13 protein-coding genes are annotated in these 15,655 nt (G+C 52.6%); 4 read left to right on the top strand and 9 right to left on the bottom strand.

Features of this window, described 5'->3' with window-relative positions:
- Positions 1-367 precede the first annotated feature (367 nt).
- The 8 genes from zapB to priA form a co-directional block, all read right to left on the bottom strand.
- Positions 368-610 (bottom strand): cell division protein ZapB, encoded by a 243-nt coding sequence (zapB, locus tag UF06_RS06875; protein WP_045569782.1) that lies wholly within the window; start codon positions 608-610, stop codon positions 368-370.
- Between the two features lie 227 nt (positions 611-837).
- Positions 838-1,341 carry a ribonuclease E activity regulator RraA gene (gene rraA, locus UF06_RS06870; protein WP_045569781.1) on the bottom strand — a complete coding sequence of 168 codons (504 nt, stop codon included), beginning with the start codon at positions 1,339-1,341 and terminating at the stop codon, positions 838-840.
- Between the two features lie 75 nt (positions 1,342-1,416).
- Complete coding sequence (locus tag UF06_RS06865) at positions 1,417-2,334, bottom strand: 1,4-dihydroxy-2-naphthoate polyprenyltransferase (protein WP_045569780.1); 918 nt, start codon at positions 2,332-2,334, stop codon at positions 1,417-1,419.
- A gap of 455 nt (positions 2,335-2,789) precedes the next feature.
- Positions 2,790-4,121, bottom strand: a complete 1,332-nt coding sequence (gene hslU / locus UF06_RS06860) for an HslU--HslV peptidase ATPase subunit (protein WP_045569779.1) — start codon at positions 4,119-4,121, stop codon at positions 2,790-2,792.
- Positions 4,122-4,146: 25 nt separating this feature from the next.
- The gene (hslV, locus tag UF06_RS06855; protein ID WP_039422960.1) at positions 4,147-4,701 is read right to left on the bottom strand and encodes an ATP-dependent protease subunit HslV; all 555 of its coding nucleotides are present in this window, start codon (positions 4,699-4,701) and stop codon (positions 4,147-4,149) included.
- A 155-nt stretch (positions 4,702-4,856) separates the two neighbouring features.
- Complete coding sequence (locus tag UF06_RS06850; RefSeq protein ID WP_039422963.1) at positions 4,857-5,402, bottom strand: SPOR domain-containing protein; 546 nt, start codon at positions 5,400-5,402, stop codon at positions 4,857-4,859.
- A 388-nt stretch (positions 5,403-5,790) separates the two neighbouring features.
- Positions 5,791-6,798, bottom strand: a complete 1,008-nt coding sequence (cytR, locus tag UF06_RS06845) for a DNA-binding transcriptional regulator CytR (protein ID WP_045569777.1) — start codon at positions 6,796-6,798, stop codon at positions 5,791-5,793.
- A 201-nt stretch (positions 6,799-6,999) separates the two neighbouring features.
- On the bottom strand, positions 7,000-9,201 hold the full coding sequence (gene priA / locus UF06_RS06840; protein ID WP_045569776.1) for a primosomal protein N': 2,202 nt from the start codon (positions 9,199-9,201) through the stop codon (positions 7,000-7,002).
- Between the two features lie 261 nt (positions 9,202-9,462).
- Here priA and rpmE point away from each other — a divergent pair, with 261 nt between their 5' ends.
- Positions 9,463-9,684 carry a 50S ribosomal protein L31 gene (gene rpmE, locus UF06_RS06835; RefSeq protein WP_045569775.1) on the top strand — a complete coding sequence of 74 codons (222 nt, stop codon included), beginning with the start codon at positions 9,463-9,465 and terminating at the stop codon, positions 9,682-9,684.
- A 298-nt stretch (positions 9,685-9,982) separates the two neighbouring features.
- Complete coding sequence (locus tag UF06_RS06830) at positions 9,983-11,260, top strand: malic enzyme-like NAD(P)-binding protein (protein ID WP_045569774.1); 1,278 nt, start codon at positions 9,983-9,985, stop codon at positions 11,258-11,260.
- Between the two features lie 111 nt (positions 11,261-11,371).
- On the opposite strand, the gene metJ is transcribed toward UF06_RS06830, so the two are convergent.
- Positions 11,372-11,689: a met regulon transcriptional regulator MetJ gene (metJ, locus tag UF06_RS06825; RefSeq protein WP_039422980.1), complete on the bottom strand. Its 318-nt coding sequence runs from the start codon at positions 11,687-11,689 to the stop codon at positions 11,372-11,374.
- Positions 11,690-11,898: 209 nt separating this feature from the next.
- Here metJ and UF06_RS06820 point away from each other — a divergent pair, with 209 nt between their 5' ends.
- Positions 11,899-13,065, top strand: a complete 1,167-nt coding sequence (locus UF06_RS06820; protein ID WP_045569773.1) for an O-succinylhomoserine (thiol)-lyase — start codon at positions 11,899-11,901, stop codon at positions 13,063-13,065.
- The gene (locus UF06_RS06815; RefSeq protein WP_045569772.1) at positions 13,066-15,477 is read left to right on the top strand and encodes a bifunctional aspartate kinase/homoserine dehydrogenase II; all 2,412 of its coding nucleotides are present in this window, start codon (positions 13,066-13,068) and stop codon (positions 15,475-15,477) included.
- Positions 15,478-15,655 lie beyond the last annotated feature (178 nt).

Below are 15,655 nucleotides of genomic sequence, written 5' to 3'. Positions count from 1 at the left end.
AAGTAGGTGGTGCCCAGTTTCTAGAATTAGACATAATCAATCAGTTCATGAGTTAACAATACTGTGTATTTGATCATGTTTTGGGGCTAAAGTCACTGTATGTTTTTTAAACTGATCGGTGCTCTAGGTTCTAGGAAGAGCGAGGAAGAGCTGGAAAAGAAGGTTCTAGTTGCTAGGTTTCTAGGTTCTAGGAAGGGCGAGGAAGGGCGGGGAAAAGAAGGTTTCTAGGTACTAGGTTTCTAGGTTCTAGGAAGAGCGGTTGCTCTTGCTCTTCCCCAGGACCAAGGGACCAGGACCCCAGGACCTTCTCTTCCGCTCTTGCCTTTCCTAGACCCTAGCAGCTGCTCTTCTTAGTCCCGCTCTGGTTTTACTCTACATCTTCCATCTTACCCAGTAGGGTGCGGATGCGTTCTTGCCACTGAGCGTGTTCTTGTTGAGCTTGTTGAGATTTTTGCTCGAGCTCTGCGTGTTGGGCGCGCAGTTGGTCGGCTTCGCTAGCCAGCTTCGCCTTATCTTCTTTCAGCTCTTCGACTTCCATTTGCAGTAGTGCGATGGTATCCACTGCGGTCTGAATTTTTGCTTCCAGTTTTTCTAATACTTCAAAAGACATTTTGGCCTACCTATTCTTATTCGGTTCAATGAGCGCAGCCCATGCTGCGGCTCTCTCTATTAGCCTCATTCTACTCAGCACAAGGCATAGAAACACCTGCTATGTTGGAAAAATTGCATCATTTGCCTAAAAAAACAGCGCATTGAGGCAATGCGCTGATTTTTTCTCACTTTTTAACCGCGTGAAACGTGCTTTCTCGCGCTTTTCTCTCGCCTTGAGTGCCGTAATTAGAGCTCAGGCTCTTCAAAGTCGGCGCTAAGTGGCTCTTGCGAAAGGATGATGCCAGTGCTGTCGGCGTAGAGGTAATCTTCCGGTAAGAAGGTCACACCACCGAAATTGACGGGAATATCGACTTCGCCAATGCCTTGCGCTGACGCGCCGACCGGAATCGAGGCGAGCGCTTGAATGCCGAGGTTCATATCTTCCAGCTCGTCAATTTCACGCACGCTGCCATAGACAACAATGCCTTCCCATTCGTTTTCTTCTGCTAGGGTGGCAATTTCTGCATCGACCAGTGCGCGGCGCAATGAGCCTCCGCCATCGACCAGCAGCACGCGTCCAACACCATCTTGTTCCAGCGTCTCACGAATCAGCGAGTTATCTTCGAAGCATTTTACAGTGGTGATTTGCCCGGCAAATGAGGCACGCCCACCGAAGTTGCTGAACATCGGCTCGACCACATCCACTTGATCCAGATAGATATCACATAGGGCAGAGGTGTTGTATTTCATAGCATACCTTTTTCGGTAAATGAATTTTCTCTTGAGTATATCTGCGCATTAAGTCAATGCAATGACAATTAGTGATTAACTAACAAGAGTTTGAGCTATCACAACTGTTGCAAACAAAATATTGGTGACCAATGAGCACTTCACCACTACGGGCATCATCGGCGCAATTTGAGCGGGTTGATGGGTTAACCACACCGCTTTGCCATGATTAATAACCAGTAACAGGCTGAAAATAAAAGGAAAGCTGATCCACAGTGGTTTGCCTTGCAACAGCAAGTAAATGGCAAACGCCAGCACCGCGCCACCGAGTAATACGAAGTGGTATTGCTTGGCTTTGCGCTGACCGAGGCGAACTGCAACAGTGCGTTTCCCGCACGCGGCGTCGTTTTCGATATCGCGCATGTTGTTGATATTCAGTACCGCGACCGCTAACAAGCCGCAGCCCAAGGCAGGCAAAAACAGCGCTGAATCCAACACGCCGGTATGAAGGAAATAGGTGCCGGAAACACCGAGCAAACCGAAGAATATGAATACCGAGAGATCGCCCAGACCCACATAGCCATAAGGCTTATTGCCCATGGTGTAAGCAATGGCGGCGAGGATGGCTAAAATACCCAAAGCGATAAACGCGAGGATGCTTTGTAAACTGCTTAAGGCATAAAACACCAGTGCTAAACCCGAGACGATGGTAAGCAAAATATTAAATACGATGGCACGTTGCATCTCTTTAGCGCTGACCGCGCCAGATTGCATTGCTCGCAATGGGCCAAGGCGCTTGTCGTTGTCGGTGCCTTTGACGGCATCGCCGTAGTCGTTGGCTAAGTTAGACAAGATTTGCAGCAAAATGGCGGTAACAAACGCCAGCAGAGCGACCACCAATGAGAATTGCCCCGAAGAGTAAGCCAGCACACTGCCAGTTAAAATGGAGACCAAAGCCAGAGGCAATGTTTTAGGGCGCGCGGCATCAAGCCAGATTCTCAGAGATTGATTCATGTGTGTTTCGTGCGAGTAAAACCGACGGTCAGTATACGAAGAAACACGTAAGGAAGAAAGGGAGAAGAGAAGGTCGCTAGGGACTAGGAAAAGAAGGTTCTAGGTGCTAGGAAAAGAAGGTTCTAGGTTCTAGGTTCTAGGTTCTAGGTTCTAGGTTTCTAGGTTCTAGGAAGAGCGGATAAGAGCGGGCCTGGGAAGGGCAAGAGCGGCCCTGGTTCCTAGGTCGCTAGGTTCTAGGAAGAGCAGGAAGAGCGGTCCTTCTCTTCCGCTTTTTCTCTTCCTAGCAATCTAGACCCTAGAAAACTCGCCCCTTCTTTTTCCGCTCTTGCTCTTCCCCAGGACCATAGGACCATAGGACCTTTTTTTCCGCTTTTCCAAGGGCCCAGGACCCCAGGACCTTCTCTTACGCTCTTGCCTTTCCTAGTACCTGCTCTTCCCTAGAACCTTGTTTTCCCTTAAAGAATAAAGCGGCTCAGATCTTCGTCTGCAACAAACTCACCGAGGCGCTGCTTGACGTATTGCGCGTCGATGACAAACTTGGCGCCGGATTTTTCTGTGGCGTCGAAGGAGATTTCATCCATCAAACGTTCCATCACGGTGTGCAGACGGCGTGCGCCGATGTTTTCCGTGGTTTCGTTGACGGTCCATGCGGCTTCGGCTATTTGGCTGATGCCATCTTCAGTGAACTCGATATCAACCTGCTCGGTTTTCATCAGGGCGATGTATTGCTCGGTCAGAGACGCTTTAGGTTCGGTCAGGATGCGTTTGAAATCGTGGCTGGTCAGCGCTTCGAGCTCGACGCGGATCGGCAGGCGGCCTTGCAGTTCGGGGATCAAATCAGACGGTTTGGCTACTTGGAATGCGCCGGAGGTGATGAACAGAATGTGGTCAGTTCGCACCATGCCGTGTTTGGTCGATACGGTGCTGCCCTCAATCAGCGGTAGTAGGTCGCGCTGCACCCCTTCACGAGAGACATCTGGGCCTGAGCTTTCGCCGCGCTTACAGATTTTGTCGATCTCATCGATAAACACGATGCCGTTGTTCTCAACGTTGTAAATCGCCTGATCTTTCAGCTCTTCTTGGTTGACCAGCTTCGCCGCTTCCTCTTCGATCAGCGCTTTCATTGCATCTTTGATTTTCAGTTTGCGTTTTTTGCTGGTGTTGCCCGCAAGGCTTTGGAACATTCCCTGCAGCTGGTTGGTCATCTCTTCCATGCCCGGAGGCGCCATGATCTCCACGCCCATTTGTGGCGCAGCAACATTGACTTCGATCTCTTTGTCGTCGAGCTTACCTTCACGCAATTTTTTGCGGAAAATTTGTCGCGTATTGGAGTTGTCGTCACTCTGCTCACTTTGCCCCCATGCATCGCGTGCTGGCGGCAGCAAGGCATCAAGCACGCGCTCTTCCGCTAGCTCTTCAGCGCGGAACTGCACTTTTTCCATCGCTTGCTGGTGGGTCATTTTCACCGCCACGTCGGTCAGATCGCGGATAATGGTTTCCACCTCTTTACCCACATAACCGACTTCGGTGAACTTGGTCGCTTCGACTTTGATAAACGGTGCGTTGGCCAGTTTAGCCAAACGGCGAGCAATTTCGGTTTTACCTACCCCAGTTGGGCCGATCATCAGGATATTTTTTGGGGTGACTTCGGCGCGCAGCCCTTCTTCAAGCTGCATGCGGCGCCAGCGGTTACGTAGGGCAATCGCCACCGAGCGTTTTGCTTTTTCCTGACCAATGATGTGACGGTTCAGTTCGTGCACAATTTCGCGGGGAGTCATTTCAGACATCTTGCTTCCTCAAATTCTGTATAAGTTACGCTTGGGTTGCGCTTGGCAACTCTGGCGTGGCCGTGAGCTCTTCAATGGTGTGATTGTGGTTGGTAAACACACAAATGTCACCGGCGATATTGAGCGCTTTGACGGCGATCTCGCGTGCGTCTAGGTCGGTGTTTTCCAACAGCGCAGTGGCAGCGGCTTGAGCGTAAGCGCCGCCTGAGCCAATCGCAATCAGGTCGTTTTCTGGCTGCACCACGTCACCGTTACCAGTGATGATGAGCGACGCCGTTTCGTCGGCCACGGCGAGCAGCGCTTCGAGTTTGCGCAGAGCGCGATCGCTGCGCCAATCTTTGGCCAGTTCAACCGCGGCTTTGGTCAGATGGCCTTGGTGCATCTGCAATTTGCTTTCGAAGCGTTCAAATAGGGTAAAGGCGTCGGCTGTGCCACCTGCAAAGCCAGCCAGCACTTTGTTGTTGTAAAGACGGCGAACTTTGCGCGCATTGCCTTTCATGACGGTGTTGCCCAAAGACACTTGTCCGTCTCCGGCGATGACGACTGTGTTGTTACGACGTACAGATACTATGGTAGTCACGAGCAGACCTCTTGATACTTTTCACGATGGAGTTGTTTGATATATGGGGGTGGTAAAAGAGAATTCAAGAGCGAATCGAGGGCGGAGAAAGGGGGCCAGCCGAGGCAAATAAAAAGGCACAAGTGATGCACTTGCGCCTTTTCGAGTTTGCTATTTTACTGCGCTTCTTTCCAGATCGCGCAAGGCTCAATTTTGGCGCGTTGCAGCTTATGCCGATCGCGCTCGGCGTCCCTTTTGGTGGTGTACGGCCCTAGCACCACGCGATACCAGTCGCTGCCCTCTTTTTTGCGGATCTTACTGGTGATGCCTTGAAAGGCGATGTCTAGCTTGCGCGCTTCAGCTTGATCTAGCGTTTTGTAAGCACCGCACTGCATGATGTAAGGAATGGCTGAGATTTCCTGCTCTTTGGCCACCACTTCGATTTCGCGTTTAGGCAGAGACTCCACGTATTGCCATTTTTCTTCTGGCGGAGGAGGCAGCTCTTTTTTCGCTGCGGGCTTGGGAGTTGGTTTGCTTTGTTGCACGACCGGCACGGGGGGCTCAGGGTCGTTATTAAGGATATACAGGCCATAGCCAAACGCGCCAACCAGCAAAATTGCCAGTAGGCCTGCGCGCCAAGGTTTTCTTTTCGCTGTGGCGGTCTTTTTAGTAGCCGGTTTTTTGGGGCTACGACCACGCCTTACATAATCTTTAGCCACGATAATTACTAGGGTCTGTTGACCTTTTGCGGTTAAATTTTGTTCGAGATAAAAGCGTTTTAATCGCGGCGAGAGGTTTGTAGCCTAGTCATTCTAAGCAAAACACCTCTCAACAAAGAGTAAAACGCTTTTAGCTGAACCCTTCGGGCAGCGTTTGTGGCTCCTTTTTGCTGCGTTATCGGCTTATCATGTAGGCCACTACAATTCAAAGCCTCTGCCTTGCACAAAGAACCCACAAACTGCTGCAAAAATCATCTCAAAAGGTCAACAGACCCTAACTATGATTTATTCAGCCAGACATGGTAATCCAGAATGACAGAACAGAACAGGGCACGGCGTAATAAAAGGAAGCGACGCAACACAATGCGCCGCTTTGACTTGGTTTGAGCGCTTAACGCAATCTCGGTGGCGCGGCGCTGCCACGGATCACCAGTTGCGTTTCGAGCAGGCGAGAGCCGCTGTGGATCTCATGCCCTTTGAGCACTTCAAGCATCATCAACATCGCTTGACGGCCAATCTCATAGCGCGGCTGAGAGATGGTGGTTAAAGGGGGATCGCAGTACTGGGCAAATTGAATGTCGTCAAAACCGACCACGGAGAGATCTTGTGGAACGCGCAGGCCCAGTTTTTTCGCTTCTTGAATCGCGCCAATCGCCATGGTGTCGCAGTGGCAGAATACGGCTGTCGGCGGTTCAGGTAACTCTAACAACTGGCGAATGGCCTCTGTACCGCCGGCGAACGAGAATTCGGCTTCCGCGCAGTAATCTGGGTTCATGGTGATGCCAGCGCGTCGTAGCGCTTGTTGATAGCCTTGCTGACGGAACTGACACAGCACCGCAGACGATGGACCTGAGATTTGCGCGATGCGTTTGTGACCCAACTGGGTTAAGTAGTTCACGGCTTCAAACGCCGAGGTTAGGTTGTCGATGTGCACGGTGGGCAGTTCGAGCTCGGGGGCGAACTCACACGCCATCACCATCGGCGGCAGGTTTTTCTGCTCCGGCTTGCTGACATCAAACGGCAGATCGGTGCCAAGCAGCAACATACCATCGGCTTGTTTGGTGAAGACAAGGTTGACGAACGAGCTTTCGCGACGCTTTTGCTGACCACTGTCGCCCAGTAGAACCAAGTAGCCTTGCTCCATCGCTGCGTCTTCGATACCGCGAATAATCTCGGTAAAGTAAGGGTCACAGATGTCTGGGACAATCGTTACTATGGTTTTTGATTCGTTCCGACGTAAATTTCTTGCAAGCGAGTTTGGTGAATATCCAGCCTCTAAAACCGCGTCTTCCACCCGTTTTCTGGTGGTGGCCGACACTTTTTCGGGATTCATTAGTGCTCTTGAGACCGTGGCGGTCGAGACACCAGCAAGCTGGGCAACATCCTTCATTGTCGCCATAAATTAAACCCTCTTTTTCGCCATGATTGACGTTCAATTATTGTTCTGATGCAAAATATGAGATAACCCGGATAGTCTATTCATTTCTTCAGCGAAAGTTACGGCGGAATTAACAGAATTTACATTCTTCATGTGATTGTCATCACGTAAAAAGGTAATACCTTGCAAGTATCGAAGATTGTTTGAAGATTTTATCGTTTGCTAGCTCAAATCCTGTGGCTCAATGTCTACGATCCATCGTACTTTCTTTGCATTCGGTAACATTTCAATCGCCGGTTTCGCGCTGATTAACAATTTTTGCATCAAGACGCGGCTTTGCGTTTGCAGCAGCAGTTGCCAGCGATATTTGCCCGCGCGTTTGGCCAGCGGCGACGGGGTCGGCCCAAGCACTAAACAGGTGTCATCAAACAAGGGATGGGACTCGAGGGTGAGACGAACTTGGCGCAAGAACACCTCGCAAAGCTCGCTGTGATTGGCCTCGGCGCGAAACAGGGTTAAAAAGCTGTAGGGCGGCAGTTGGGCGATGCGTCGTTCTTCTAACGCGCTTAGGGCAAACGAGCGATAGTCCTTGGTCAGCAAGGCTTGCAGCAGCGAGTGTTCCGGATGATGGGTTTGCAGCAGCACTTCACCGGGTTTGCTGGCGCGCCCAGCGCGTCCGGCCACCTGGATAAACAACTGGGCCAATCGCTCGGAAGCGCGAAAATCACTGCTGTAGAGCGAGCCATCCACATCAAGCAAAGCAACCAGCGTCACATCAGGAAAATGGTGCCCTTTGGCCAGCATCTGCGTGCCGATCAAGATTTGATACTCGCCGCGTCGGATCGCTTGCAATGCATCTTCCAAGCTGCCTTTGCGCCGCGTGCTGTCTCGGTCAATACGGATCGCTTTGTACTCGGGAAAGAGGTTTTCCAACTGGTTCTCTAGCTGCTCGGTGCCGACGCCAACGGTGACCAACTGAGTGGAACCGCATCCTTGGCACTGATGAATCACCGGCTGCTGCGAGCCGCAATGGTGGCAGCGGATCTCGTTGCTGTATTGATGGTAGGTGTAGTAGGCATCGCAGCGTTTACATTCCGCAATCCAGCCGCATTGGTGGCACATCAGTGCTGGGGAGAAACCGCGCCGATTGAGAAACAGCATCACCTGATTACCCGCTTGGAGATGGCGGCGCATTTCGACAATCAAGGGCGCAGACAAGCCACTTTCCAAATAGAGCCCTTTGACATCCAGCACTTGGTTGCGTGTTGGTACGGCAACGCCGGCCCGCTGGGTTAAAGTCAGATGGTGGTATTTGCCGCTGAGTGCATTGTGCAGCGACTCCAGAGCTGGCGTCGCCGAGCCGAGGATGATCGGAATATCTTCTTTGGCGGCGCGCATCACCGCCACATCGCGCGCGTGGTAACGCAGGCTATCTTGCTGTTTATAGGACGTATCGTGCTCTTCATCGACGATGATCATGCCCAAGTCGGCAAACGGCGTGAACAAGGCCGAGCGAGTGCCAATCACAATGCCAGCCACTTTGTCGCGCGCGCTCAGCCAAGCGTTGAGGCGTTCAGTGTCGTTCAGACCCGAGTGAATCACCGCCACGGGGACATTAAAGCGGCGGCGAAAACGGTTAATGGTTTGCGGGGTTAAGCCGATTTCCGGCACCAGCACCAGCGCTTGGCGACCTTGGGCTAAGATCGGTTTGATCAGGTTTAAGTACACTTCGGTTTTACCCGACCCCGTCACCCCCTCAAGCAAGAAGCTGGCAAAGCTCGTCTGGCACTGTACGGTGGCAATGGCGATCGCTTGCTCTTGATTGAGTTTCGGCTTGTCGTTCTCATTTTCAATCGCCTCGCCCCAAGCTTGGACTTGCGGTGTTTTGTCTTGGCTTTCGATCCAACCTTTCTCTTCGAGGGCTTTGAGCACTGTGGAGGAAATCTCTTCGTCGAGAAAGCGCTGATGGCTAACTGGGCCATCGGCGAGCATTTTCATCACTCGCGCCTGTTTGACTGCACGGCCAAAATCCTGCATCAACTGGCTTTTGCCTTGCTCGGTTAACTGCCACTCCTGCAAAGTGGCAAAATCGGCCGCTTTGCCTTTGCGCAGCGCCGCGGGTAGAGCGTTGTGCAGCGTTTCTCCTAGAGGGTGCTGGTAATATTGGCTGCACCATTGCAGCAGGCTGTAAACCGACGCAGGCCACAGCGGTTGGCTATCGAGCACTGCTTTGACCGATTTGAGTTGCTCACGCGGAAAGTCCGACTCCTGCACCAGCGCCGTGACAATGCCGACCAGCGTCTGCCGGCCAAACGGGACGCTCACCCGACCGCCGATAATGGGAAACAGATGATTGGGCACCAGATAATCAAACTGTTTATCGAGGGGGACGGGTAGGGCAACTCGGGCAATCGATGGGCGCATAAGGTGGCGTGAGTAAACAGAAAAATAATGACTGACAGTCTAAAGGAAGCGGCGGGCAAATTCGAGAAGCGATGGCTGATTAAAAAACTAGCGCAAAATGGTGCAAATAGGTTGATCCGTTTGAGCCGATTCATTACTATATCGCGCCTTAAGATATGGCTTCGCATCAGCGAGCGCGGTATCTAAGAGTTCATTTTTAACTACGTGTGGTGTGCGGCAAAGGCTCGTATAGCGACACGGCCTACTATTTGAGGTTATCCCATGAAAGCTGGTATCCACCCAGAATACAAAGCAGTAAACGCAACTTGTTCTTGCGGCAACTCTTTCGTTTTTAGCTCTACTCTAGGTAAAGACGCTATCCACCTAGACGTATGTGACAAGTGCCACCCATTCTACACTGGTAAGCAACGTATCGTTGATACAGGCGGCCGTGTTGATCGCTTCAACAAGCGTTTCGGTGCGCTATCAAGCGGTAAGAACTAATCACATTTGTGATGACTGTTTGAGAAAAGGTCGCTTCGGCGGCCTTTTTGCTTTTTGCCTTTCTATTATTTTCCTCGTTATTTTCCTTGTTGTTGTTCAGGGGCGCTTTTCTCTCGCCCTTTGCTGGTCTTACCTTCGCCTTTCTTGGTCATTTTGTAGATATGCTTCGCATTCTTGGCTAGGAAGATTGACTTATATCAATTAGAATTTATCTCCAAATTATCTAAAAACGCAGAGTTTTAGGTCATTTTGCAACATTCCCCCTATCCCACAAAACATATAAAGAGAATAACGACCTATGTCCGATGACAATCGCCAGGCATTGACCCCTGAAGAAGATCGCCGCCAGCAAGCGCTGGATTACCATGCCTACCCAACGGCGGGAAAAATCGCCATTGCGCTGACAAAACCAGCCGAAACCGCCAAAGATCTTGCGCTCGCTTACAGCCCAGGTGTGGCTGAGCCAGTACGTGAAATCGCACAAAACCCGGAGAACGTCTACAAGTACACGGCCAAGGGGAACATGGTGGCAGTGATCTCTAACGGCACCGCAATTCTTGGTCTGGGCAATTTAGGTCCGCTGGCGTCTAAGCCAGTCATGGAAGGGAAAGCGTTACTGTTCAAACGTTTTGCAGGATTAGACTCGATCGATATCGAAGTAAAACACCGCACCATCGATGAGTTTGTCGATACCGTTGCCAACATCGCCGACACCTTTGGTGGCATCAACCTTGAAGACATCAAAGCGCCGGACTGTTTTGAGATCGAGAAACGCCTGATTGAGCGTTGTGATGTGCCAGTTTTCCACGATGACCAGCACGGCACGGCGATTGTGACGGCGGCGGGCATGCTCAATGCGATCGAGCTGCAAGGCAAAAAACTCAACGAATGTGTGATTGTGTGTTTGGGCGCGGGCGCGGCGGCGGTGGCGTGTATGGAACTGTTGATCAAATGCGGCGCGATGCGTGAGAAGATCTACATGCTCGATCGCAAAGGCGTGATCCATACGCGTCGTGATGACCTCAACGAATATAAGCAGCTGTTTGCCAATAACACCGACAAACGCACGCTGGAAGATGTGATTTCCGGCGCGGATCTCTTCTTGGGCGTGTCAGGTCCAAACCTGATGCCCGCAGAAGCGCTGAAACTGATGGCCGATAAACCGGTGGTGTTTGCCTGTTCAAACCCAGATCCCGAGATCAAGCCTGAGCTGGCACATGAAGTGCGTGACGATTTGATCATGGGAACGGGCCGCAGTGACTATCCAAACCAAGTGAACAACGTGTTGTGCTTCCCGTTTATTTTCCGCGGCGCATTGGATGTTCGCGCCAGCGAAATCAACGATGAGATGAAACTGGCGGCGGTGGATGCGATTCGTCAACTGGCGAAAGAACCGGTTCCTGCGGAAGTGTTGAAAGCGGCAGGCGTTGACAGCTTAGAGTTCGGTCCGCACTACATCATTCCAAAACCGATGGACCCACGTCTGCTACCGCGCGTAGCGAAAGCGGTCGCGCAAGCGGCGGTCGATTCCGGTGTGGCGCGCATCGCGATGCCAGAGAACTACATGGCGCAATAAGCCCAACGATGATGTAGACCAGTTAGCAAAACGGGACGCCAAGGCGTCCCGTTTTTATTTCTATTGTTGGCTTGGTAGTCAGCCGCTTCCCCCGAACTGACCAGCCAATCCTTAGTCGTCGTAAGCTTCGAACTCAATGCCCATCGCCGTCATCAGCGCTTTCGCTTCAGTTGGGATGTCATCTGGGCGATCTTTACGCAGATCTTCATCGGTCGGCAAGGGCTGGCCTGTGTAGGCGTGCAGGAAGGCTTCGCACAGCAGCTCACTATTGGTTGCATGGCGCAGGTTATTAATTTGACGACGAGTTCGTTCATCGGTCAGCACTTTCAGCACTTTCAATGGGATAGATACAGTGATCTTTTTCACCTGCTCGCTCTTTTTCCCATGCTCTGCGTATGGACTTATGTAGTCGCCATTCCAGTCGGCCATTGCGCACCTTTAGTCGTTATCGTTGGTTAATAAAATAATAGGCGCAGATTGTAGCTGGATTTACCGCCATAAGCAAAGACATATGGACGTCTAGAAGTGTTGACGTCTTAAATTTTGCTGGTTAAAGTGGCGGATAAAAGGAATGGATGACGCTGAAACAACAGTAGCCTATTCCCATTCAGAATGCATCTTTGGAGAAAGGAAACACTATGAGCACTCGCAAGCCCGCTACCATCGCCGTTCGAACTGGTATTGAGTCAGACAGTCAGTTCCGTGCTGTCGTTCCCCCCATTTACCTTTCGACCAACTACGGCTTTCCAGCCTTTGGCGAAGTGCCTAAGTACGACTATACCCGCTCGGGCAACCCCAACCGTGGCTTGCTGGAGCAGGCGCTGTATGAGCTAGAATCGGGCCAAGGGGCGGTGGTGACCAACTGTGGTACGTCGGCGCTTAACTTGTGGGTCTCTGCTTTCTTATCGCCAAACGATCTGATTGTCGCTCCGCACGACTGCTACGGCGGTACTTATCGCTTGTTCAATACCCGCGCCAACAAAGGCGATTTCAAGGTGCGCTTTGTTGATCAATCCGACCCAGCGGCGCTGGAGGCGGCCTTGGCGCTCAAGCCCAAACTGCTGTTGATTGAAACCCCCTCTAACCCGTTGGTGCGCGTGGTCGATATTGCGGCAGTGTGTGAAAAAGCGCATCGCGTTGGCGCGCTGGTGGCGGTCGACAACACCTTTCTCACTCCGGTCTATCAAAAGCCGTTGGAGCTGGGCGCGGATTTCGTGATCCACTCCACCACCAAATACATTAATGGCCATTCTGATGTGATTGGCGGTGTGGTGGTGACCAAAACCGCGCAACATGCCGAGGAGCTGGCGTGGTGGGGCAACTGTTTGGGCGCAACCGGCACGCCGTTTGACAGCTACATGACACTGCGCGGCATCCGCACGTTGGGGGCGCGCATGCGCGTGCACGAAGAGAGCTCACAGCAAATTTTAGCCTTTTTGCAAAGCGAACAGCTGGTGGGGACAATTTACCATCCGAGCCTGCCGCAACATCCGGGGCATGAGATTGCCAAAAAGCAGCAATCGGGGTTTGGCTCGATGCTCAGTTTTGAATTTGCCGGCTCGTTTGAACAGTTGAAGCAGTTTGTGCAAGCGCTGGAGCTGTTCTCTTTGGCCGAGTCGCTCGGCGGGGTAGAGAGTTTGATCTGCCATCCAGCGTCGATGACGCACCGAGCGATGGGCGAAGCGGCGCTGGCTGAAGCGGGTGTCTCCCAGCAATTGCTGCGTCTATCGGTTGGACTGGAAGATGCGCACGATTTGATCGCCGATCTCAAGCAAGCCTTTGAACAAGTGAAGGGAGCGCAATAAATGTCTGTTGTACGTCAGTTGCACAAGTTTGGTGGCAGCAGCCTTGCCGACCCAGAATGTTATCGCCGCGTCGCTAATATCCTCAAAGAGTACTCCAGCGAGAATGACTTGGTGGTTGTCTCTGCGGCAGGCAAAACCACTAACCGCTTGATTGAGTTTCTTGATGGGTTGGAGCGTGATGGCCGTTTGGCGCATGACGCGCTGCAATCGTTACGTCACTACCAGCTTGGTTTGGTTGAATCGCTGCTCAGTGGCGAGGCGCAAGGCCAATTACTCGCCCAACTGAATGATGAGTTCAGTACCTTGGCGGAGTTGGCGGCGCCGCTCACTCAAACGCAGAGAGCGGCGGTTCTGGGCCACGGTGAAGTGTGGTCAGCGCGTTTGCTGGCTGCGCTGCTTAACCAGTCCAATCTAGCGGCGGTGGCACAAGATGCGCGTGCTTTTTTGCGCGCCGAAAGCGGCACTCAGCCGGAGGTGGATCGCGCGCGTTCTTATCCGCTGCTGAAAGAGGTGCTGGCGCAGCACGCCAAGCGCCGAGTGATCATCACCGGTTTTATGGCGCAAAATGGCGCAGGCGACACGGTGTTGCTGGGTCGCAATGGTTCCGACTACTCGGCAACCATCATTGGCGCGTTGGCGGAAGTGTCACGCGTGACGATTTGGAGTGATGTGGCGGGCGTGTACAGCGCCGACCCGCGTATCGTGTCGGACGCGTGTCTGTTGCCGCTGCTGCGTTTGGATGAAGCGAGCGAGCTGGCTCGTCTTGCCGCGCCGGTGCTGCATAGCCGCACCCTTCAACCGGTGGCGCAAAGTGCCACTGAACTCGATTTGCGTTGCAGCTACGATGCGGAATCGGGCTCGACGCGCATTGAACGCGTGCTCGCATCCGGGCGCGGGGCGAAAATCATCACTTCGCTTGATGAGGTGCTACTGGTGCAGCTCACCTTTGCCCGAGGCCATGACGACGACCGCGTGCAGCAAGAGGTGCTGCGTGCTTTGAAGCGGGCGCAACTGGAACCGCTGGCCTTTGAGTGGCAAAAAGATCAACATCGCCTGCGTTTGGCCTATACCGCAGAAATCGCCAGTGGCGCTTTGGCCTACCTACAAGAGTTGGCGGTGGAAGCGGAAATTAAACTCAAAGAGGGCTTTTCACTGGTGGCGGCGGTGGGCGCGGGCGTGTCGAAAAACGCCAGCCACTGCTTTGGCTTCTACCAGCAATTGAAACACTCGCCAGTGGAGTTCGTCTCCGAGGCGGATTCCGGCCTCAGTCTGGTGGCCGTACTGCGACGGGTTAATTTGCCTGTGCTGGTCAACGGTATTCATAGCCAGCTTTTCCAAGCGCAAAAGCGGGTGGCTATTGCCCTGTGTGGCAAAGGTAATATCGGTTCGAGCTGGCTAGCGCTGTTTGCCCAGCAAAAAAGCGAACTGGAAAAACGCCACGGCATGAACTTTGAGCTGGTGGCGGTGGTGGATAGCCAAACGTACCTGTTTAATGAGCAAGGCTTAGATGCGGCAAGCGTGCACGCCCATTTTGATGACGACTCGATCGCGCATAATGGTGATAGCTGGCTGCTGCGTTTGGGCGCTCTGCAAGGTTATGACGAAGCGGTGGTGTTGGATGTGACTGCCAGTGCTGAGTTGGCGGCGAAATATCTCGAGATCGCCAACCAAGGGCTGCACCTGATTTCGGCCAACAAGATCGCCGGTTCGGCCAGCAGTGACTACTACTATCAAGTGCAAGATGCGTTTGCCAAAATTGGCCGCCATTGGCTGTACAACGCCACGGTGGGCGCAGGGCTGCCGATCAACCATACCGTGCGCGATTTGCGTGAGAGCGGTGACGAAATCGTTGCGCTCTCGGGGATCTTCTCCGGCACGCTTTCTTGGTTGTTCCAGCAGTTTGACGGCAGCGTTCCGTTTGCTGAACTAGTCGATCTCGCTTGGCAGCAAGGACTGACCGAGCCCGATCCGCGCAGCGATCTCGATGGCTCGGATGTGATGCGCAAGCTGGTGATTTTAGCGCGTGAATCTGGGCTGGAGATTGAACCGGAGAACGTCAAGGTGGAATCCTTGGTGCCAGCAGAGTTGAGCGCTCTCACGCTGGATGAGTTTTTTGATAAAGCGCATCTGCTCAGCGAGCGTTTGCAGGAGCGTCTGGCCAAAGCGCAGCGCCAAGATCAGGTGTTGAGATACGTGGCGCGTTTGGAGAAAAACGGCAAAGCACGGGTGAGTGTTGAGGCGCTGTCGCGTGAGCATGCGTTAGCCAACTTGCTGCCGTGTGACAACATTTTTGCCATCGAAAGTAAGTGGTATCGAGACAACCCGTTGGTGATTCGTGGGCCGGGCGCGGGGCGAGAAGTGACGGCGGGGGCGATTCAATCGGATCTCAATCGTCTGGCAGGCCTGTTTTAAAGCGATGAACAGGCGTTAAAGCGCTTGTCGCTATCGGTACACATCTTACCCAAGGGGCCAATCGGCCCCTTGTTATTTCTACTTGAACTATGCTCATTATGAACTTGAGAAATATTCATAATCGCACTGTTGACATTAAATCGTATTCAATCCATTCTGTAGCCATATAGACGTCTAA

The organism is Vibrio sp. S234-5 (assembly GCF_000960595.1).
Lineage (GTDB): Bacteria > Pseudomonadota > Gammaproteobacteria > Enterobacterales > Vibrionaceae > Vibrio.
This window is presented reverse-complemented; position numbering and strand designations above follow the sequence as displayed.

Coding starts and splice junctions, on each gene's coding strand:
- zapB (WP_045569782.1), bottom strand. CDS start 610: ATGTCTTTTGAAGTATTAGAAAAACTGGAAGCAAAAATTCAGACCGCA.
- rraA (WP_045569781.1), bottom strand. CDS start 1,341: ATGAAATACAACACCTCTGCCCTATGTGATATCTATCTGGATCAAGTG.
- UF06_RS06865 (WP_045569780.1), bottom strand. CDS start 2,334: ATGAATCAATCTCTGAGAATCTGGCTTGATGCCGCGCGCCCTAAAACA.
- hslU (WP_045569779.1), bottom strand. CDS start 4,121: ATGTCTGAAATGACTCCCCGCGAAATTGTGCACGAACTGAACCGTCAC.
- cytR (WP_045569777.1), bottom strand. CDS start 6,798: ATGGCGACAATGAAGGATGTTGCCCAGCTTGCTGGTGTCTCGACCGCC.
- priA (WP_045569776.1), bottom strand. CDS start 9,201: ATGCGCCCATCGATTGCCCGAGTTGCCCTACCCGTCCCCCTCGATAAA.
- rpmE (WP_045569775.1), top strand. CDS start 9,463: ATGAAAGCTGGTATCCACCCAGAATACAAAGCAGTAAACGCAACTTGT.
- UF06_RS06830 (WP_045569774.1), top strand. CDS start 9,983: ATGTCCGATGACAATCGCCAGGCATTGACCCCTGAAGAAGATCGCCGC.
- metJ (WP_039422980.1), bottom strand. CDS start 11,689: ATGGCCGACTGGAATGGCGACTACATAAGTCCATACGCAGAGCATGGG.
- UF06_RS06820 (WP_045569773.1), top strand. CDS start 11,899: ATGAGCACTCGCAAGCCCGCTACCATCGCCGTTCGAACTGGTATTGAG.
- UF06_RS06815 (WP_045569772.1), top strand. CDS start 13,066: ATGTCTGTTGTACGTCAGTTGCACAAGTTTGGTGGCAGCAGCCTTGCC.